The organism is Halomonas sp. SpR8, from assembly GCF_031010195.1.
GTDB lineage: Bacteria > Pseudomonadota > Gammaproteobacteria > Pseudomonadales > Halomonadaceae > Vreelandella.
The window spans coordinates 719701-740080 of sequence record NZ_JAUAMC010000001.1; the positions used below are offsets into that span (position 1 = coordinate 719701).

The window sequence follows — 20380 nt, forward strand, 5'->3', positions numbered from 1 at the left end:
TAAAGCGAAAGTAAGTATACAAAATCGAAAGACAATACAACAAAGTGAACTCGATATGTCCTCTTTTATACTCGCCATCGATCAAGGTACCACCAGCTCCCGCGCCATTCTGTTTGATCGCCAAGGCCAAGTGGCTGCTGTTGCCCAGCAGGAATTCACCCAGCATTTCCCCCACGACGGCTGGATTGAGCACAACCCCGAAGATATTTGGGAAACGGTAGTAGCAACCTGCCGGGACGTGATACGCAACGCTGAAGTTTCCGCTGAGCAAATAGCCGGCATCGGTATTACCAACCAGCGGGAAACCACTCTTGTTTGGGATCGGCAAACCGGTAAACCACTCTATAACGCCATCGTCTGGCAGGATCGCCGCACCTCAGATTTGTGCCAGTCGCTGCGCGATCAAGGCCACACCGATGTTGTTCAGTCGAAAACGGGTCTTTTAATTGACCCCTACTTTTCGGCTACGAAGCTTGCCTGGATATTAGATAACGTTGAGGGTGCCAGGGAGCGCGCTGAGCAGGGCGAGCTGGCATTCGGTACGGTGGATAGCTTTTTAATCTGGCGGCTGACCGGTGGTCAGCAGCACGTGACTGATGCCACTAATGCTTCACGTACGGCGCTGTTTAATATCCATACCCAGGAGTGGGATGAAGAGCTGCTGGGGCTATTTAATATCCCCGCCAATCTTATGCCTGTAGTAAAAGACTCCAGCGATGATTTTGGCACTACCGAAGCGCACTGGCTGGGCGCTGCGCTGCCCATTGCTGGGGTGGCGGGGGATCAGCAGGCGGCTTTAGTGGGGCAGGCGTGCTTTCAACCGGGGATGGGCAAAAGCACCTACGGCACTGGCTGTTTTATGATTGTGAATACCGGTGAGACACCGTCGCTTTCGCGTAATCGCCTGCTGACCACGATTGGCTACCGGCTTAACGGTAAGCCGACCTACGCTATGGAGGGCAGCATTTTTGTGGCCGGGGCGACGGTGCAGTGGCTGCGCGATGGCCTAAACCTGTTTGCCGACGCATCGGAAACCGAAGCTTTGGCCCAGCAGACCCGTAGCGGTCACAGCGTTTATCTGGTGCCCGCCTTTACCGGCTTAGGTGCTCCCCACTGGGATCCGAAAGCACGCGGCGCTATTTTTGGCTTAACCCGGGACACCGGCATCGCTGAAATAGTGGCCGCTGGCCTACAAGCGGTGTGCTATCAAACCCGCGATTTACAGCACTGCATGAACGACGATATGGAGGCTCCACCAGGCACGTTACGCGTCGATGGCGGCATGGTGAAGAACAGCTGGGTGATGCAGTTTCTTGCCGATATGCTGGGTGTTCAGGTGGATCGCCCGACTATTTTGGAGACCACCGCACTGGGCGCGGCTTACTTAGCCGGGCTGCGCCTAGGTTGGTATCAAACGTTGGAAGAGATCGAACAGCTGTGGCGCTGTGAGAAAAGCTTTATGCCGACGATGGAAGAGACCACCCGCGAGCAGCTCTATCAGGGCTGGTTGGACGCCGTTTCACGCGTGCGCTCTACCTAGATAGGGCCCAGTCGCCGACGCTTAATGACTGTTCTTAATGACTGTTCTTAATGACTGTTCTGTTTACACACACTAACGCCCCCTCATTGATATGAAGGGGCTTTTTAAGTTTATCCACTGAATATATTTAATCAATAAAGAGGTTAAACCACAGAAGAAGTCGGCGGTAGCGCGGTATCGCGATTTTGTTCAAAGTACTGGTTAAAACGCTCGTCAGCGTCGTCGCCAAACAGCACCCGACACGCCTCCTTTAAACCGCTGGATTGGCGTAATTGTTCATGAGGCACCACCAGTGAGACTTTCGCGCGGCGGCGCAGGAAATCCTCGAGCTGGGTGATCATCTCGTGGTCGCGGGCATGCTCAATCTCACAGCGGATGTACTCTGTGCCTTCAATTAAAATTTCGCCCTGAGCGGGATCCTGACGGATTTTCTCAAGCATCGATATGGCCTGATCGGCGTAGCGCCGCCAAAGCCGAATGGAGAGCAGCTCGGATGAGGTAGAGGCCGTCATGGCATCCAGGTTCATGCGCTTGGCTTGATCCATAAACTGCTGTTTCACGGGCTTGGGCGGTTCTCCATACCACTGAAAATTGGGGTCTGACAGGGCAACGCCCAGGCGGCCCACCGCTTCGGCAATCTCATCGCCAACGTTCAAACAGTCGGTAAGTTTACCGCCAAAGATGCTGATATGGGCGCTTTCGGCATTGGTGTCGATCACGTGCTTTCGCGATAGCTGTAGGAAATCGCGGTCACTGCCCTGGTTATCTTTAATGGCGAGCGGTCTTACGCCACAGCGCGTTGAGATAATGTCATCCTGGGTGAGCGGTTTATCCAAGGTGAGGCGTTTATTGATATTCTCCAGCACAAAAGCGATATCTTCGGCGGTAACGTCCACCTCAGGGTGCTCCATGTGGGTATCGGTGGTGCCGATACAGGTGCGATTGCCCATGGGAATGACAAAAAACAGCCTGCCATCGTCGGCAAAAAAAGCCAGCACTCGCTGCGAGTCGGTTAGCTGCGGAACAATGAGATGAATGCCTTTGGAGTAGAGGTGATGATGGGTGGTCTTTTGGCCGGTGAGCTCATTGTGCTGATCTACCCAAGGGCCGGCGGCGTTGATCAACACCTTGGCACGGATATCGAAAGTATTGCCATCCATCACGTTGCGCGCTTTGGTCACCCATAGATCACCTTCACGCTCGGCGCCGAGTGACTCCACGTAGTTGACGGCAGTTGCTCCATAGTTAAGCGCGTGGCGCACAAAGTTAAATACAAAGCGTGCGTCGTTATCGTGGAGGTAGGCGTCGGAGTACTCGAAGCCGCCCACGGAGTCCTTGATATCGATAATGGGCTCTTGTTGCTTGATTTTTTTCGGCGAGAGCAGGCGCGGCAGTTTCGTGAAGCCATTGCCCATTAGCCAGTACAGCCAGGTTCCCGCCCACAGGTAGCGAGGCGAGTGGCGAAAACCTTTTGAAATAGTGGTCAGGAAACGAATCTCCTGCACCGTGGAAGGGTAACTCTTAATCAAGTGATTGCGGCTTTTGCACAGCTTGCGAACCAGCGCAAAATCCTTGCTTTCCATATACTTAATGCCTCCCCACACTAGGTTGGAGGAGTGCATGCTGGTACTGCCCGCGAAGTCGCCGCGGTCAATCAGCGCGACTTTTGCGCCTTTGCCAGCCAGCGCCGCCGCCGTGGCTGCGCCGTTAATACCGCCCCCGATAATCAGGGCATCAAAGGTCTCGTGAGGTAATTTTTCAATGTTTCGATTTCGCAGTTTCATAGCGGATCCAATTAACCAATAAATAGCCCGGTTGCCGTGGGTGTTTTGTCCTGTATTTTGGCCAGCCGCCAATGAAACCCTCAACAGGGCAAGCGGTTGCCCGCCCTGTTGCTTTTATGCGGGGTGAGTCTTACGCCCATTGCTTTTGGCGTAATAAGTTACCCTTGGCGCATAGTTACTATTGGCGTGAACCGGCTTCCATCCAGGCTTCCATCATTTCGTCATAAGGAACGGTGGTGCCTTGCGGCATTTCATTCTCCAGCTTGGGTTTGGGTGAGCCTTCCTGATCCAGCCAGTATTGCGGATCCTGCTCTTCGTTAAGTACGGGAGCATAGCTGTCGAAGACGTTGGCCCGGGCGAGACGATGCATGGTGCTATCCATATCCGCCGCCAGTTTGTCGAGACCTTCCTGAGGCGTGACTTCACCACTCATGACGGGGGCCAGGTTCTGCCACCATAGCGGGGCCATGCGTGGGTAGTCAGGCACGTTGGTACCGGTAGGCGTCCAGTTCGACTCGTTGGGGCTGCGGTAGAACTCCACCAGGCCACCCAGCTTGGGCGCCATTTCGGTCATCTGCTCAGAGAAAATGTCAGATTCACGGATCGGCGTTAAACCATGCATGAGTTTTTCTAACGACACCGTTTTAGACACGGTGAACTGGCCGAACAGCCACGCCGCGGTGCGCCGGTCTTCCGGGGTAGAGTCAAAGAATGTCCATGCCCCTACGTCTTGGTAGCCCACCTTCATACCCTCTTCCCAGTAAGGGCCGGTAGGGGAAGGTGCCATGCGCCATAGCGGATTGCCTTCGTCGTCGGTCACCGCAACCGCAGGGTCGGTCATATCGGCGGTAAAGGCGGTGTACCAGAAGATCTGCTGGGCAATATGCCCCTGCGCAGGTACCGGGCCCGCTTCACCAAAGGTCATACCCTGCGCTTCGGGTGGAGCAAAGTCGCGTAGCCAATCAACGGCTTTTTGCATGGCAAATACCGAAGCGGGTGAGTTGGTAGCGCCGCCGCGGCTGACGCTTGCGCCTACCGGCTGGCTGTCTTCATTGACACGGATACCCCAGTCATCCACCGGGTTACCAGAAGGCACGCCGGGGCTGCCCATACCCGCCATAGAGAGCCAGGAGTCGTGGAAACGCCAGCCCAACGACGGGTCGCGGCGGCCGTAATCCATATGACCATAAACCTTCGTACCGTCTATTTCCCCCACATGCTCAGTAAAGAACTCGGCAATGTCTTGATAAGCTGTCCAGTTGGTGGGCACGCCTAAGTCGTAGCCGTAAATTTCCCCGAACTGCTCCTGCAGGTCTTCACGTTGGAACCAGTCATAGCGGAACCAGTAAAGGTTGGCGAACTGTTGGGTAGGCAGTTGATAGAGGCTGCCATCTGGCCCGGTGCCGTACTGCAAGCCAATGAAATCATCCAGGTCGAGGGTAGGCAGCGTGTAGTCGGCCCACTCGTTCTCCATCGCCTCAGTTAGGTTGATAGTCGTGCCGTAGCGGATATGCGTGCCGATGGAGTCGGTGTCGTTGACGAAGCCGTCGTAGATACTGTTACCCGACTGCATCTGGTTCTGCATGGTGTCCACCACATCACCTTCACCGATGATGTTGTGGGTCAGATTGATGCCGGTGAGCTCGCTAAAGGCTTCCGCTAACACTTCACTTTCATAAACGTGGGTAGTGAGACCTTCGGCAACGGTTTGGATATCCATGCCCCGAAAAGGCTCGGCGGCTTTGGCAAACCACATCAGCTCTTCGATTTGCTCTTCACGGCTCAGCGTCGAGTTTTGGAAGTGCTCATCGACCAGGCGCTCAGCAATAGCGCGGGTATCCTCTTCCTGCGCTGACAGCGTACCAGATGCCAGCAGCAAGCTGGCGGCGAGGGTTGTCAGTCTGAATTTCGTGAGTTTGGATTTATTGCAGTGCTTTTGCATGTTGACCTCGTTTTGTTGTGTTCTTCCTTGATGGCTTGGCCGTCCTTGATACCGATTAAACGCTGGTGGCATTGCCCAAAAGCTAGTCCCAAGGGCTAACCCCAGCGCATTAAAACCAGCAGCCATACGGCTGATACCGCTAGTGCAATCCAAATGGAGAGTGAGGTGAAGCCAATCACCCCCAAGTGGATAAAGGCCGCTGAGAGCAGGCCGATAAACAGCCGATCCCCGCGAGTGGTGGCAATGGGTAAAAATCCTTTACGCTCGATGGTGGGCGACAAAATCTCCCATACCGTCATGCCTGCCAGCATGGCGGCAATCGATGAAAAGAATATGGCGGTGGGCACTGTCCATACCATCCAAGACATAGTGAGATCTCCTCAGGTACGGCCCAGGGCGAAGCCCTTGGCGATATGGTTGCGAACGAAGTAGACCACCAGAATGCCGGGAATAATGGTGAGTACCCCCGCAGCGGCCAGGGTGCCCCAGTCAATTCCGGAGGCTGTGGAGGTACGTGTCATGATCATGCCGATGGGTTGCGCATCAGTGGCGGTCAACGTACGTGCCAGCAGCAGCTCCACCCAGGAGAACATAAACAGGAAGAACAGCGTGACGCCGATACCGGAACGGATCATGGGGATAAAAATCTTGACGAAAAAGCGCGGAAAGCTGTAGCCGTCGATATAGGCGGTTTCGTCGATCTCTTTAGGTACGCTGCTCATAAAGCCTTCCAAAATCCAGATAGCCAGCGGGATATTGAATAGGCAGTGAGCCAGCGCGACAGCAATGTGGGTATCAAACAAGCCCACTGAGTAGTAGAGCTGGAAGTAGGGCAGCAGGAATACCGCAGGTGGCGCCATTAGGTTGGTCAGCAGCCAGAAAAACAGATGCTTGTCGCCAATAAAGGTGTAACGGCTAAAGGCGTAGGCGGCGGGTAGCGCGACGCAAATGGTGATGAGCATATTCATCGCCACGTAAAGCATCGAGTTAACGTAGCCCATGTACCAGCTTGAGTTGGTGAAGATGCCGATATAGTTATCAAAGGTCAGGTTCTGGGGCCATAGCGTCATGGAGCCGAGAATTTCGCTATTGGTCTGGAGCGACATATTGATCAGCCAGTAAATGGGCAGAATCATCAGCGCCAGATAAAGGCCAAGCAAGATACGTGAGCGCCAGTGGGCACGAGCGGTGCGGTTACGCCGCTTGGCTGGTGACACCTTGCTAAAAATCGTGTTGTACTTTTCACCGCGCTGGGTGTTTTCGAGTTGATAGCTCATGTTAAGCACCTCCATGCGGCGGTTTGTCTTTCTGCATATTCATAATGGTGGTGTAGAACACCCAGCTCACCAGCAGAATGACCAGGAAGTAGATAAGAGAGAACGCTGCAGAAGGGCCTAAATCCTGCTGGCCGACCGCCATGGTGGTCAGAGATTGGCTTAAGAAGGTGGTGGCGCTGCCTGGCCCGCCACCTGTCAATACAAAGGGCTCGGCGTAGATCATAAAGGAGTGCATAAAGCGCAACAGTACGGCGATAACCAGTACGTTGGTAAGCTTGGGCAGCTGGATATAGCGGAACACCGCCCATTTCGAGGCCCGGTCGATACGCGCTGCCTGATAGTAAGCTTCGGGAATCGAGCGCAGGCCGCTGTAGCACAGCATGGCCACCAGCGGGGTCCAGTGCCACACGTCCATTAAGATGATCGTTACCCAGGCATCGCCCGCATTACGAGTAATATTGTATTCGACACCTAGCTGGCGCAGGCCCCAGCCCATTAAGCCGATATCGCCGCGGGTAAAGATTTGCCAAATACTGCCCACTACGTTCCAAGGGATTAGCAGCGGCAGGGTAATGAGGATCAGCACCGCCGAGGCCTGCCAACCGCGTTTGGGCATAATCAGCGCGATGCCGATCCCTAGCGGAATCTGAATGGCGAGAATAATCAGTGAAAACGATATTTGACGAAGAAACGCCGCCTGCAGCGCATCGTCATTGAGCATGCTTTGAAACCACTCGGTGCCGGTAAAAAAGCGTGCATGGGGGCCGAGCACGTCCTGCACCGAGTAGTTGACCACGGTCATTAGCGGAATGATGGCAGAGAACGCTACCAACACCAGCATGGGTAGCACCAGTAGCCAGGCTCTGTTATTGGGTACTTTATTATTCATGGCCAGCCTCCACCAAGTATTCATCGATATACAGCGCCACATGGGCGTCGTCGAAGTGCGCGAATGCCGTTTCACCTACCGGCGGATGGCCTTCGGGTAGGCGGGCTTTAAAGGTTTGCTCGTTGAGTTTGAAGGTCAGCAGGGAATAGGTGCCCAGGTCCTGCACGCTGGTCACTTGAATGGGCACGCTATTCGCCATTTCGCTTGAGGAAATGGCGATAAACTCGGGGCGGATGCCCAACTTGATATTGGCAGAGCTAGCGTTGGCGACTGCGTGCTTCATCTGCCCACTAACCGGTAGCGGCTGCGAGCCGAACATGACTTGATCGTCGCGGTGTTCGACGGCCATAAAGTTCATGCCGGGACTGCCAATAAAGTAACCCACAAAGGTATGCGCCGGGCGTTCGAACAGTTCTCGCGGGGTGCCGAATTGCACCACCTGGCCTTCGTACATCACGGCAATTTTATCCGCGAAGGTAGAGGCCTCCAACTGATCGTGGGTCACGTAGATCATGGTGATGTTAAAGCGCTCGTGAATCTCTTTGAGCTTGCGGCGCAGTTTCCACTTGAGCTGTGGGTCGATCACGGTGAGCGGTTCGTCAAACAGGATGGCCGTGACGTCGTCGCGCACCAAACCACGGCCCATGGAGACCTTCTGCTTCTCATCGGCGGTCAGGTTTTTGGCTTTGCGATTCAATAGCGGGGTTAGCTCAAGAATATCGGCGACTTCGAGCACCTTGGGTTTCACCCGGTACTCGGGGGTATTCATATTGCGCAGGGGAAAGGCGAGATTGTCGAACACCGTCATGGTGTCGTAGATCACCGGGAACTGAAACACCTGGGCAATATTGCGCTCTTCTGGGGGCAGTTCATTGACCCGTTGGCCGTCAAACAGCACGTCACCCTCTGAAGGTTCCAGCAGACCCGAAATAATGTTCAGCAGAGTCGATTTACCGCAGCCTGAAGGGCCCAATAGCGCATAGGCGCCGCCCTGGTGCCATACGTGTTCCATCTGGCGGATGGCGTAATCCGCTGCGCCCTTGGGGGCTTTTTCGTAGGAGTGCGCCAAACCTTTTAACGTGATCTCAGCCATGGGCAGCTCCTCCCTGACGTGCAGGAATATGTACTGTGTGGCCCTGCTTGTCGAAGGCGTAAAGCTGGTGGGTAGGGAAGTACACTTTCAGGGGTTGATTAACACTAAACTGGTGTATGCCCGCTAAGTGCAGAACGAGAGGAAAGCGCTCATGGTGAACATGCAGAAACGTTTCTGAACCGCTAATCTCTGCTACATCTACATGCACATCCAGCGCCAGGTCATCGGCCTGCTGGGGTTGCAGGGTGAGGTGCGACGCCCGCACGCCAAAGTCATAATCCCCTGGCTCAAGGCGTTTTAGCTTCTCATCGCAGGGAAAGTGCAGCGATTGATCGAAGGTAATCTCGCTGTCGGTCAACTGGCCGGGAACAATATTGATGGGTGGTTCGGAGAACATTTCTGCGCTGAAACGGCCGTTGGGTTCGCGATAGACCTGCTCGGTAGGGCCGTATTGAAGCAGTTTTCCTTCGTGAAGAACCGCCGTGTTGCCGCCCAGCGCTAACGCTTCATTGGGCTCGGTGGTGGCGTATACCGCAATGCAGTTACGCGCTTTAAACAGCTCGCGTAGTTCGTCGCGCAGCTCTTCGCGGAGTTTATAGTCCAGGTTGACCAGCGGCTCATCAAACAGGATTAAGTCGGCGTCTTTGACCAGTGCCCGCCCCATGGCGGTACGCTGCTGCTGGCCTCCCGAAAGCTCCTGGGGGTAGCGATTGAGCAACTGCTCGATATGCAGCATTTCAGCGATTTCACCAACCCGCTTATCAATTTCGCTTTTAGGCTGTTTGGCCAGTTTAAGTGGTGAAGCAATGTTGTCGTAAACGGTGAGACTGGGGTAGTTGATAAACTGCTGATACACCATAGAGACGTTGCGCTTGCGCACGGAGACGTTAGTGACGTCTTTGCCATCCATCATCACTTTGCCGCGGGTGGGTGGTTCAAGCCCCGCCATTAAGCGCATCAAGGTAGTTTTTCCGGCCAGCGTTCGGCCCAACAGTACGTTGAAAGAGCCTGGCTCAAGAGCTAGGTCTATTCCGCTGATATGCGGCACACCGTTAACGATGTGATCGATATTTTGCAAATGTAAGGACATGCCGATCTCGCTAGCGTCATTGTTATTGGATAGGGTTATTGGATAGCGTTGAGGGTTAACGTTGATTGATAGTGTAGATCGTTTTCGTTTACGAAAGGCTAGTTGATCGTTTGCGAACTTGCAACGCGTTTTTGGCCTATTGGTCTACGCATTTAGGCGTAGAAAGTGAACACAAAAAAGCCGCCCCTGAGTCCAGGAAGCGGCTTGCTTTATAGCTAACGATTTGAAAAAGCAGTATTACTTAACGTTTTCCTGTTCCTGCTTAGGCGCTGGAGTAAGTTTCGCGTTGTGATCGATCAACGTGGATTTGTTTTTGGCAAAGGCATCGTAGGCGAAATCGTCCACGGTGAGCATTTCCAGCACTTCGGCCTCGAAGGTGCGCATAAAGTCGGCATCTTCAGCACTGATCAAGCCCTTTTCCAAGCCAGCCTCGACGCGTGCTTCAGGGTGAAGCGCCGTCTGTGGTAGCTCACCTTTGGCATAAGCCTTGTTGACGGTGCGATAGATTTTTTCGGCGCGGTCATAATCCACCAACAGGGCGTTGTAGCGCGCCAGCGGGTTGCGCTGTTCACCGTCGTCCGCGTCCCAGGTGTTTTCCAACAGTTTTGTGCGTAGGGCGCTGTGCGTAGAAATACGCTGGGCAATATCGCGGGCCAGGTCGTCGTGGGGTTTGTTCCAGCGGCGGCCGGTAGGCATTACGACAGCGTTGAGCGTTTTGCCCAGGGCGCGGTTGGGTAGATTATCGAAAATCTCCACAAACGCCTGCTCGGCACGCTGGAGCAGGAAACGACAGCTGTAGTGCAGCAGTGCCTCTTCGCCTTCTACCTTGCTGCCTGCCTGCCACTGTTTGAGCACCATGGACGTCAGGTAGAGGTTAGACAGCACATCCCCCAGACGTGCAGAGATCATTTCGCGTTTCTTCAGCGCTGAGCCCAGGCTCGCCATCGCGGCATCGGCACACAGGCCAAAGCCGGCGGAGAGACGGGCGATATCCTGGGCATAGGCAACTGCGGGGCCATCGAAGGGCACGCTGGCTTTACCGATGCCAAACCCCAGGGTAAAGGCCCGCGCCGCGTTGCCGAAGATTAACCCTGCGTGGCCGAAGAAAGCTTTATCAAACGCCTGCATATCGTTGGCGTCTTTCGCTGCCAGCTCGTCCAGCACGTAAGGGTGGCAGCGAATCGCGCCCTGACCAAAGATCATCAGGTTGCGGGTCATGATATTGGCGCCTTCCACGGTAATCGCTACCGGGTTGGCGCTGTAGCCGATACCCAAGTAGTTACGCGGGCCAAGGGTCACCGCCTTGCCACCGTGAACGTCCATAGCGTCGCTCAGTATGACGCGCTGAAACTCGGTTAATTGGCTTTTCAGAATTGCCGAGGGGACCGCAGGCTTTTCGCCGTGATCGATCATGTTAGCGGTTTGATAAACCGTGGCCTGGGAGATGTAGGCCAGCGCGGTCATGCGCGCTAGGGGCTCCTGAACGCCCTCCATTTCCGCCACTGGCACATTGAACTGGCGACGAACGCGGGTAAAGCCGCCGCTCCAGCCCAGGGCGTAGCGCGCTGTACCGGTAGCGCCGGATGGCAGGGTGATGCAACGGCCGATCGACAGGCACTCCACCAGCATGCGCCAACCCTGGCCGATCATGTCCGGTCCGCCAATAATGGTGTCCAGCGGTACGAATACGTCTTTACCGATAATCGGGCCGTTCATAAACGGGCTACCAATAGGGTGATGGCGACGGCCAATTTCCATGCCAGCGGTATCACGGGGGATCAGCGCCAGAGTAATGCCGCGATCCTCTTCGTCACCCAACAGTTTTTCCGGGTCAAACAGACGGAAGGCCAAGCCTACGACGGTGGCGATGGGCGCCAGGGTAATCCAGCGTTTTTCGAAGTTAAGGCGCAGGCCAATCACTTCTTCGCCGTCAATGGTTTGCTTGCACACTACGCCGGTATCGGGCAGCGAGGTGGCGTCTGAACCGGCACGGGGGCCGGTGAGGCCGAAGCAGGGAATCTCACGGCCGTCAGATAGGCGCGGCAGGTAGTGATCTTTCTGCTCCTGAGTACCGTATTTGAGCAGCAGCTCGCCAGGACCGAGAGAGTTGGGTACGCCCACGGTGACCATCAGGGTTTCGTTGGCAGAGAGCTTTTGCAGCACCATGGACTGGGCTTTGGCTGAGAAGCCCAGGCCGCCGTACTCCTTCGGAATAATCATGCCGAAGAAGCCCTCTTTCTTTAGGAAATCCCAAAGCTGCTGGGGTAGATCGGCACGCTCTTGGGCGATATCCCAGGCGTTACACATGCCCGCCGCTTGGGCACATTGATTGGCTAAGAAGGCTTTTTCATCGTCGCGCAGACCGTCGTCTTTGAAGGCGAGCAGTTTGTTCCACTGAGGCTTGCCTGAGAATAACTCTCCGTCCCAGGAAACGCTGCCCGCTTCTAAGGCCGTTCGTTCGGTGTCGGAGACTTTTGGCGCGACTTTTTTGAAGATGGCGAATAGGCGCGGTGTTAGCCATTTACGCCGCAGCGTGGTTAAGCCTGCGGCGGCCACCGCTGCGGCGCCTATTAGCAGCAGTACGCCGATGACTTCGGCATCAAGCAGCAGTCCAACAAGGCCTAATACGCCCAGCACCGCAAGCGCTGCTGGGGCGCCTGCTTCGCGACGCATGACCACGAGCAAGCCAACAATGGCGAGCACGATAAGAAGGAGGGTGAGCATAGGTTATCTCTCTTTTTGCTGGCCATTGTTGCAGGCCGACTGTTGTTAATAAAACGCGAGTAACATCGTTGTTGAGATATTGAGTCGAACACTTGTTTGAATATTGGCAGATGGGGGCTACCACACGCAAGTTTTTAGGCACGTTTGGCGTAGCTCGTTCTTTTAACGTAGCCAAAAAAAACGCCATGGCGACAAGCCATAGCGTTTTGAGTGGTAAACAGACTAAATGTTCAGGCGCGTTTGGCCGGTGCGCCGTTAGCCACATAGTAGTCAATGCTGGCGCGAGGAAGTGGCTCGTGACCTTTGATACGGTCGGCGATTTTCTCCGCCAGCATAATCGTCGGCGCGTTCAGGTTGCCAGTGGGGATCACCGGGAAGAGTGAGGCATCGACGACGCGCAGGCCCTCTAGTCCATGGACGCGGCCCTGACCATCAGTGACCGCCATCTCGTCGTTGCCCATCCGGCAACTGCCACAGGGGTGGTAGGCGGTTTCGGCATGCTGTTTGACGAAAGCGTCCAGTTCGGCATCCGTCTGGACGTCTGGACCAGGAGCAATCTCACGACCACGGTATTTATCAAAGGCTGGCTGGGCGATGATATCGCGGGTGAGGCGAATGGCGTCGCGGAACTCCTGCCAATCTTTCTCTTTGGCCATGTAGTTGAACAGAATGCTGGGTGCGGCGTGAGGGTCTTTCGAGGTCAAGCGAATGCGGCCGCGGCTTTCCGAGCGCATAGAGCCAACATGGGCCTGGAAGCCGTGGGCTTGCACCGCGCTTTTACCGTTGTAACTAATCGCGATGGGCAGGAAGTGGTACTGCAGGTTGGGCCACTCCTCTTCATCGCGGCTGCGGATAAAACCACAGGACTCAAACTGGTTGCTGGCGCCCACGCCAGTCCCTTTAAACAGCCACTCGGCGCCAATTTTGGGCTGGTTGTACCATTTCAGTGCGGGGTAGAGAGAGATAGGCTCCTTGCACTCGTACTGAATATACATCTCCAGATGATCCTGGAGGTTTTCACCGACGCCGGGTAGGGCGTGAACCGTTTCGATATCGAGTTCTTTCAGCAGTTCTGGGTTGCCGATACCGGAGCGCTGTAGAATCTGTGGCGAGGCGATGGCGCCACCGCACAACAGCACTTCACGACGGGCGTAGGCCTGCTGTTTTTCGCCTTTCTGTTCATAGCGAACACCCACCGCACGCTTGCCTTCAAACTCTATAACGTCGGTGACGGCATGGGTTTCGATGGTGAGATTGTGGCGCTGTTTGGCCGTATCCAGATAGCCACGGGCAGTTGAGGCGCGGCGGCCTTTAGGCGTCACGAATCGATCCATGGGGCCGAAGCCCTCTTGCTGGTAGCCGTTGACGTCTTCAGTTTCCGGATAGCCTGCTTGCTTGCCCGCTTCGATAAAGATTCGATAAAGCGGATTGGTAGTGTCCTTCGGTGTAGTCACGCTGACCGGGCCGTCGCCGCCGTGGTAGCTATTGGCACCAGCGTCACGGCTCTCGCATTTTTTGAAGTAGGGGAGGCAACTTAAGTAGTCCCAGTCTTCAAGGCCAGGCTGTTTGGCCCAGTTGTCGTAATCCAGGGCATTGCCGCGGATATAGCACATGCCGTTAATCAGCGAGGAGCCGCCCAACCCCTTGCCACGGCCACACTCCATACGACGGCCATCCATATGCGGTTCGGGGTCGGTTTCGAACGCCCAGTTGTAGCGCTTGCCCTGTAGCGGGAAGGCTAGAGCAGCAGGCATTTGGGTACGAAAATCGAAGCGATAGTCAGGGCCGCCTGCTTCTAACAGTAGCACGCTGACACTGCTGTCTTCGGTTAGACGAGTAGCCAGCACATTACCGGCCGAGCCTGCGCCGACAATGATGTAATCAAATTCACGTGGTTGAGACATATAAACTCCTTAAAACACTGACTCAAACGGGCCCATTTCAATCTGTACGGACTTGGTTTGGGTATAGTGATTAAGTGTCTCGATACCGTTTTCGCGGCCAATGCCCGACTCTTTATAGCCGCCAACGGGCATTTCGGAAGGCGACTCACCCCAGGTGTTGATCCAGCAAATACCTGCTTCGAGCTGGTGAATCACGCGGTGAGCGCGGTTCAGGCTTTCGCTGAAGACACCGGCAGCAAGGCCGTAGGTGGTGTCATTGGCGCGGCGAATGACTTCTGCTTCGTCGTCAAAGGCGAGCACCGACATCACTGGGCCGAAGATCTCTTCGCGCACAATGCGCATATCGTCGGTGCAGTCGGTGAATACGGTGGGTGCCGCCCAGGCGCCGTTGGTATAGCTGCCGGTGTTCCACTCGTCGCCACCGACTAACAGCCGAGCGCCTTGCTCTTTACCCAGGGCAATATAGGAGAGCACTTTGTGTTGATGCTCGAAGCTGACCAGCGGGCCAAAGTTGACGCTGGGGTCCATTGGGTCGCCCGCCTTGATGCGCTTAACGCGCTCTACCAGCTTGGCTTCAAAGGCGTCTTTTACGCTGCGATCGACAAATACCCGCGTGCCGTTAGTGCAGATTTGCCCGCTGGAGTAGAAGTTGGCCATCATCGCGGCGTCAGCCGCGCGATCCAGGTCGGCATCTGCGAAGACCAGCAGCGGTGATTTGCCGCCCAGTTCCATGGTGACGTCTTTCAGCGTTGAGCTTGCGGCGGCGGCCATCACTTTCTTGCCGGTGCCCGCTTCGCCGGTGAATGAGATTTTAGCAATGCCGGGGTGCTCAGTGAGCATTGCGCCCACGCGGCCGTCACCCTGTACCACGTTAAAGACGCCGTTAGGCAGGCCTGCTTCTGTGAAGATTTCCGCCAGTTTCATCACGGTGAGCGGGGTAACTTCGCTGGGCTTGAATACGACCGCGTTGCCTGCAGCTAGCGCCGGGGCGGCTTTCCAGCAGGCAATTTGAATCGGATAGTTCCAGGCGCCAATCGCGCCAATCACGCCCAGCGGTTCGCGGCGGGTGTACACAAACGAGCTATCGCGAAGGGGAATCTGACTGCCCTCAATAGCGGGTGCCAAGCCTGCGTAGTACTCCAGCGCATCCGCGCCGGTCACTATATCGACGCTAGCGGTTTCGCTGATGGGCTTGCCGGTGTTGCGGGTTTCCAGTTCGGCCAGTTCGTCATTGCGCTCTCTTAATAGTGCTACGGCACGCAGCAGAACGCGCGAGCGTTCCATGCCGGTCATCGCCGCCCACTCGCGCTGGCCGCGTTGGGCCGCTGCGACGGCTGAATCGACATCGGCTTGGCTGGCTTGGCCGATAGTGGCCAGCAGGCTGCCATCAAACGGATTGGTAACGGTAAACGTTTCGCTTGAAGTGGCGTCTACCTGGCGACCATCAATATAGAGTGGCTGTACTTCTTGAGCGGCCATGTAGGACTCCTTAAATAAGATAAAAATTAGCTGTAAGTGTTGGATGCGGGTTGTTGGCACCCATAGTGCGCAAGAAGCTGATCAAGATAGGTGTGCGCTAGAAAGCGGGCTTCTTCAGCGTTGAGACCTTCTGTTGTAAGCGCGCCACGCAGCCATAGCCCATCGATCATGGCGGCCAAGCCACGTGCTGCGTTACGGGCTTCTGTGCGAGGCATTACCCGTCGGAACTGGTGACATAAATTGGAGTAAAGGCGGCGATCGTTGACGTTTTGCAACCGCTGCAACATAGGTTTATGCATGCTGCTGGCCCAGAACGCTAACCAGGTCTTGGCAGCAGGGCCTGTTACCTGCGTGCGGTCAAAGTTGCCCTCGATGATGGCACCGATATGAGCGCGGGCCGAGTCGTCTTCCAGCGCATCACGGCGTACCGCAACGGCCTTGGTAAGGTCGGTAAGAATTTGCCGCATCGTTGCTTCCAGTAGGCCATCTTTACCGCCAAAGTAGTGGCTGATAATGCCCGCTGAAACGCCCGCATGGCGCGAAATGCGCATGACCGTTGCTTCGGCCAAGCCAACTTCATCAATCGCGGCCATGGTTGCGTTAATTAACTGCTGGCGGCGTATCGGTTCCATTCCCACCTTTGGCACGATGTTCTCCTAAAGAGATTCTCCTAATTCGTTGAATGTCTGACGTGGGTCGCTGCTTGAAACCCGAGCGTAGACATGATTACCTAACAATGATGGCATTTTTTTATTGAACGTTCAATCAATAAAAAGGCGCCGACAATATTTATTGCTTTAAGGGGACAACGATGATGAGCAGAATTTCTTCACGCTACGCGGGTGCTTTATTACTGGCAGCGGGTTTGCCAACGGCGGTTTACGCCGATGAGTGCAGCAGCGTGCGTTTTGCTGAAGTCGGTTGGACCGATATCACCGCGACCACCGCTTTAGCCAGTGAAGTGCTTGCAGGGCTTGGCTATGAGCCAAGCGTCGATACGGTGTCCGTGCCGATTGCTTACGCCGGTATGCGCAACAATGATTTCGATGTCTTTTTAGGTAATTGGATGCCTTCAATGGCGTCTATCAGCGATCCCTACATCGAACGCGGTGAAGTTGAACGCTTGGTCGCCAATTTGGAAGGGGCCAAGTACACCCTGGCCGTGCCCCAATACGTTTACGATGCGGGCGTGACGTCGGTTAATGATTTGGCTGAGCATGCAGATCAGTTTGAGAGCAGCGTGCACGGCATCGAAGCGGGCAACGACGGCAACGAGCTCATCGAGCAGATGATCGATGAAGACGCCTATGGGTTAGGCGATTGGCAGGTGATCGACTCCAGCGAAGCGGGAATGTTGGCGGAACTGCGCGCTCGGGTGCCCAATGAGCAGTGGATGGTGTTTTTAGGCTGGGAGCCGCACCCCATGAACTCTAACTTTGAGATGGCCTATCTCTCTGATGCCGATGATTATTTTGGTCCGGATTTAGGCGGTGCGACGGTGCACACCAATACCCGTGCCGGTTTCGTGGATGAGTGCCCGAATGTGGGTACCTTGTTGCGCAATATGACCTTTACGCTGGAAATGGAAAACCAGCTAATGAGCGCGATCATGGATGATGGCGAAGATCCTCGTGATGCCGCGCGTGACTACTTGAAGGCTAATGATGGCGTGCTGGACAAGTGGTTGGACGGCGTTACGACTCGTGACGGCGAGCCAGGCGGCGAAGCAGTGCGCGCCGCTATTCAGTAAGGCGATTTAGCTAAGAGAAGCAAGCCGGAATCCGGCTTGCCTTTCGTATTTAAGGTAGGCATAATCTGCACCCGTTGATGACGGAAAGGCTACGTAGCTCAGCTGGTTAGAGCACATCACTCATAATGATGGGGTCCCCTGTTCAAATCAGGGCGTAGCCACCACATCAGCAATCAGTACACTCGCTGCTGTTTTTAATAGAAACAGTTTTTAGACAAAAGAGTGTGCCGTTATGGTGGCCCCTTAGGTCCTCCCGCAACGCTAAACTGCGAACCCCGCCAGGCCCGGAAGGGAGCAACGGTAGTGGTGGCTGCGTGTGCCGGGATGTGGCTTTTGGGGCCGCCTCCATTTCTAGCTTTCGCTTCTCTATCCCTCTCCTTAATATCACTTTCCCCTAAGCCGCTAAGACATCAGCTTGCGTCTAATGCTCTATCACGGTATCTACAGATAACGATCATTACGGACAACCCAATGAAAATGCTACTGCGGTGGCTGCTCAGCCTCGTAGCTCTTTTGGCGCTGCTGTTAATGGGGCCTGTATGGATATTGGCCAGTAATCAGGTGGTGATGGATGCTCATTGGTCGTCGCTTGATCGTGCTTCCGCAGGCATAGCGCCAGACCCAGCGATAAGTTCAGAGGCCGTGATCCAGGTCTATTCTGCGCGTGCTTATAACTGGCGTGGGGCGTTTGGCGAGCATATCTGGATCGCAACCAAAACAGAAAATGCCGATAGCTATCGGCTGCATCAGGTATTGAGTTGGCGCCGACCCACGGTGATTTCTTTCATTGATACGCCGGACCGAGCTTGGTTTGGCAACCCGCCTACGTTATTGGCTGATTATCGTGGTGATGCAGCGACGCAGATGATTCCCCTGATAGAGGCGGCGGCTGCCGACTATCCTCAAGCCGATCTATATCGCGTATGGCCAGGCCCCAATAGCAATAGCTTTATTGCCTGGGTCATACGCGAGGTGCCGGGATTTGACGTGGCATTGCCGGTTACTGCTATCGGCAAAGATTACATGCTCAACAGTGTGTTCGCTCCTGCACCCAGTGGTACCGGCTACCAGTTCTCTCTGGGCGGTATATTTGGTCTTATCTTGGCGAAAGAAGAGGGTATCGAGATTAACTTGCTAGGTCTGAGTTTCGGCATCGATGTGATGCGGCCCGCCTTGAAACTGCCTGGCATAGGGCGGTTAGGAATGCCTGCTAATGTGCAGGGAAGCTGACAGCCATTAGGGAGCAGCTAGCAAGTATTTGCAGATACTTATTAGTTAATCTAGTATTTGTAGATAAATAGAGGGGAAGGAAGAAGGCACTATGCAAACCGCATACGATATTACCCAAAACAAAACGGCCGCAGCGTCAGGTTTGAAAGCGGCGGTACAAATTCTCGATAAATGGCGCGCGTCTGGCGAGCAGGGCGAAGCGATTTTGCGTGTCTCGCACAGCACGTATGCCCGCGCCCGCCGTGGTGATCTGGCTGAAATCAAGTTAGACAGCGACCAACTGACCCGAATCAGCTATTTGCTTAACATCCACGCGGCGCTGCGGATGATATTTGATAACCCTATGAACCTTTATGGGTTTGTCAATATGATTAATCATAACCCTTACTTCAATGGTCGGACGCCGCTAGAAATTATGGGTTCAGGAGATTTTGCGGCGCTCTACGAAACCTTTAAGCGTATCGATAGCCTGCGAGGCGGTCAGTGGTAAAGGCTGCTGATTTGCTGGCGTTACCAGCAAGCGAGGTGATTGGCTACCGGCTGGTTAATAGCAAATTTCCACCCGTTGATCTATTTGATGACGTGGCAAACGCGGATGAATTCGCCGCGCTGCACGCTCTCCAGGCGTTAACAAACCCGCGGTTACAAAATGAAGTGGGTAATTTAGCGCTGCTTCCACCCGAGCAGATACCTTTCGGAATTCGTGGCTGCTCTTATGCGGTTGCTCCATTTACGCATGTGAATCCGCAGGGCTCGCGCTTTAGCAATGGCAGCTATGGCGTGCTCTATTTTGCCGCTACGCTTGAAACGGCGATTGCCGAAGTAACGTATCACCAGCAAGCGTATTGGCAAAATATAACCGGACTGCATTACGAGCGCTTTGTCTTTCGTGGTTTAAAAGGCACTTTCAATGAGCATGGTTTTATTGACGCGCGGGCATTGCCTATTGAGCACAGCATTTATGCACCCGATGACTACACGGACGCACAAGCGTTCGGCGTTGAAATTCGTCAGCAGAGCGGTGGTCTACGCTACCACTCGGTGCGTTATCCAGGTGGGCAGTGTTGGGCGCTGATGACGCCACGCAGTGTCACTGGTGTTGTTCAGACATCGCACTTAGAAATGATTTGGAACGGCGCCATTACACAAGTGAACCATCTGCGCTGCTCCCCGCGATAAGCGAGCCTATTTTTTTTGCTGCTGCTTAGTAAAACGCTGCATGATCGCGAGGGTTTCATCGCTGACATGATGCTCCATGCCTTCGGCATCAATGCGCGCAGTACTATCTTTAACCCCGAGTGCGCGTAAAAAGTGCAGCACAACATCGTGGCGGGCGCGTGACGTTTCCGCCATTTTTTGGCCTGCCTCGGTTAGAAACAGAGAGCGGTAGGGCTTGCTGGTGACCAATTCCAACTCATTTAAACGCCGGATCATTTTCGATACCGTCGCTTGGCTGACCGCCATGCGATTGGCAATATCCGCCGCGCGCGCTTCGCCGCGATGTGCCAGTAAGTCGCCAATCAGCTCAACATAGTCTTCAATCAGCTCAGTTTCATGGGCGTTGCGCACCGTTGCATACTGCTGCGCGTGCTGCTCCACGGGGGGCAGTGCATCACCAGGAATGCTTGGGGCGATCAATGAGGCGTTCGAATTAGAATCAGTCATTGGCAAATTATAT

At 54.8% G+C, this 20380-nt stretch carries 17 protein-coding genes, 1 tRNA gene and 1 other RNA gene; 7 read left to right on the plus strand and 12 right to left on the minus strand.

The features are described 5' to 3' along the window. Positions 1-55 precede the first annotated feature (55 nt). Positions 56-1540, plus strand: coding sequence for a glycerol kinase GlpK (glpK, locus tag QT230_RS03240; RefSeq protein WP_308320045.1), 1485 nt, complete (start codon positions 56-58; stop codon positions 1538-1540). Between the two features lie 143 nt (positions 1541-1683). On the opposite strand, the gene QT230_RS03245 is transcribed toward glpK, so the two are convergent. The 11 genes from QT230_RS03245 to betI form a co-directional block, all read right to left on the minus strand. Beyond that, positions 1684-3324 carry an FAD-dependent oxidoreductase gene (locus tag QT230_RS03245; RefSeq protein WP_308320046.1) on the minus strand — a complete coding sequence of 547 codons (1641 nt, stop codon included), beginning with the start codon at positions 3322-3324 and terminating at the stop codon, positions 1684-1686. Between the two features lie 178 nt (positions 3325-3502). Further along, positions 3503-5266, minus strand: a complete 1764-nt coding sequence (locus tag QT230_RS03250; RefSeq protein WP_308320047.1) for an ABC transporter substrate-binding protein — start codon at positions 5264-5266, stop codon at positions 3503-3505. 95 nt (positions 5267-5361) lie between these two features. Beyond that, a complete protein-coding gene (locus QT230_RS03255; RefSeq protein ID WP_035578838.1) occupies positions 5362-5634 on the minus strand; it encodes a DUF2160 domain-containing protein in 273 nt (90 codons plus the stop codon). Between the two features lie 12 nt (positions 5635-5646). Further along, complete coding sequence (locus tag QT230_RS03260; RefSeq protein WP_008956663.1) at positions 5647-6543, minus strand: carbohydrate ABC transporter permease; 897 nt, start codon at positions 6541-6543, stop codon at positions 5647-5649. A gap of 1 nt (position 6544) precedes the next feature. Further along, on the minus strand, positions 6545-7432 hold the full coding sequence (locus QT230_RS03265) for a sugar ABC transporter permease (protein ID WP_308320049.1): 888 nt from the start codon (positions 7430-7432) through the stop codon (positions 6545-6547). Beyond that, complete coding sequence (locus tag QT230_RS03270; RefSeq protein ID WP_308320050.1) at positions 7425-8525, minus strand: ABC transporter ATP-binding protein; 1101 nt, start codon at positions 8523-8525, stop codon at positions 7425-7427. Before QT230_RS03270 ends, QT230_RS03265 begins: the two co-directional genes overlap by 8 nt. Then, entirely contained in the window at positions 8518-9615 is a 1098-nt protein-coding gene (locus QT230_RS03275) for an ABC transporter ATP-binding protein (protein WP_308320051.1), read from the minus strand. Before QT230_RS03275 ends, QT230_RS03270 begins: the two co-directional genes overlap by 8 nt. A 237-nt stretch (positions 9616-9852) precedes the next feature. Beyond that, entirely contained in the window at positions 9853-12339 is a 2487-nt protein-coding gene (locus tag QT230_RS03280; RefSeq protein WP_308320052.1) for an acyl-CoA dehydrogenase, read from the minus strand. 230 nt (positions 12340-12569) lie between these two features. Continuing rightward, on the minus strand, positions 12570-14243 hold the full coding sequence (gene betA, locus QT230_RS03285; protein WP_308320053.1) for a choline dehydrogenase: 1674 nt from the start codon (positions 14241-14243) through the stop codon (positions 12570-12572). Between the two features lie 9 nt (positions 14244-14252). Continuing rightward, positions 14253-15722, minus strand: a complete 1470-nt coding sequence (gene betB / locus QT230_RS03290) for a betaine-aldehyde dehydrogenase (RefSeq protein ID WP_308320054.1) — start codon at positions 15720-15722, stop codon at positions 14253-14255. 26 nt (positions 15723-15748) lie between these two features. Next, positions 15749-16369, minus strand: a complete 621-nt coding sequence (gene betI, locus QT230_RS03295) for a transcriptional regulator BetI (protein WP_308320055.1) — start codon at positions 16367-16369, stop codon at positions 15749-15751. Between the two features lie 164 nt (positions 16370-16533). Here betI and QT230_RS03300 point away from each other — a divergent pair, with 164 nt between their 5' ends. The 6 genes from QT230_RS03300 (at position 16534) to QT230_RS03325 (ending at position 19881) form a co-directional block, all read left to right on the plus strand. Next, positions 16534-17472, plus strand: coding sequence for a choline ABC transporter substrate-binding protein (locus tag QT230_RS03300; protein WP_308320056.1), 939 nt, complete (start codon positions 16534-16536; stop codon positions 17470-17472). 87 nt (positions 17473-17559) lie between these two features. Continuing rightward, positions 17560-17636, plus strand: a tRNA-Met gene (locus QT230_RS03305). Between the two features lie 78 nt (positions 17637-17714). Next, positions 17715-17811, plus strand: an RNA gene (ffs, locus tag QT230_RS03310) — signal recognition particle sRNA small type. A 132-nt stretch (positions 17812-17943) separates the two neighbouring features. After that, positions 17944-18702, plus strand: coding sequence for a DUF3750 domain-containing protein (locus tag QT230_RS03315; protein ID WP_308320057.1), 759 nt, complete (start codon positions 17944-17946; stop codon positions 18700-18702). 91 nt (positions 18703-18793) lie between these two features. Next, positions 18794-19192, plus strand: coding sequence for an antitoxin Xre-like helix-turn-helix domain-containing protein (locus tag QT230_RS03320; RefSeq protein WP_308320058.1), 399 nt, complete (start codon positions 18794-18796; stop codon positions 19190-19192). A gap of 11 nt (positions 19193-19203) precedes the next feature. Further along, the gene (locus QT230_RS03325) at positions 19204-19881 is read left to right on the plus strand and encodes an RES family NAD+ phosphorylase (protein WP_308320059.1); all 678 of its coding nucleotides are present in this window, start codon (positions 19204-19206) and stop codon (positions 19879-19881) included. A 6-nt stretch (positions 19882-19887) separates the two neighbouring features. Here the strand turns inward: QT230_RS03325 and mntR are convergent, their stop codons facing one another. Then, positions 19888-20367 (minus strand): manganese-binding transcriptional regulator MntR, encoded by a 480-nt coding sequence (gene mntR, locus QT230_RS03330; protein ID WP_308320060.1) that lies wholly within the window; start codon positions 20365-20367, stop codon positions 19888-19890. Positions 20368-20380 lie beyond the last annotated feature (13 nt).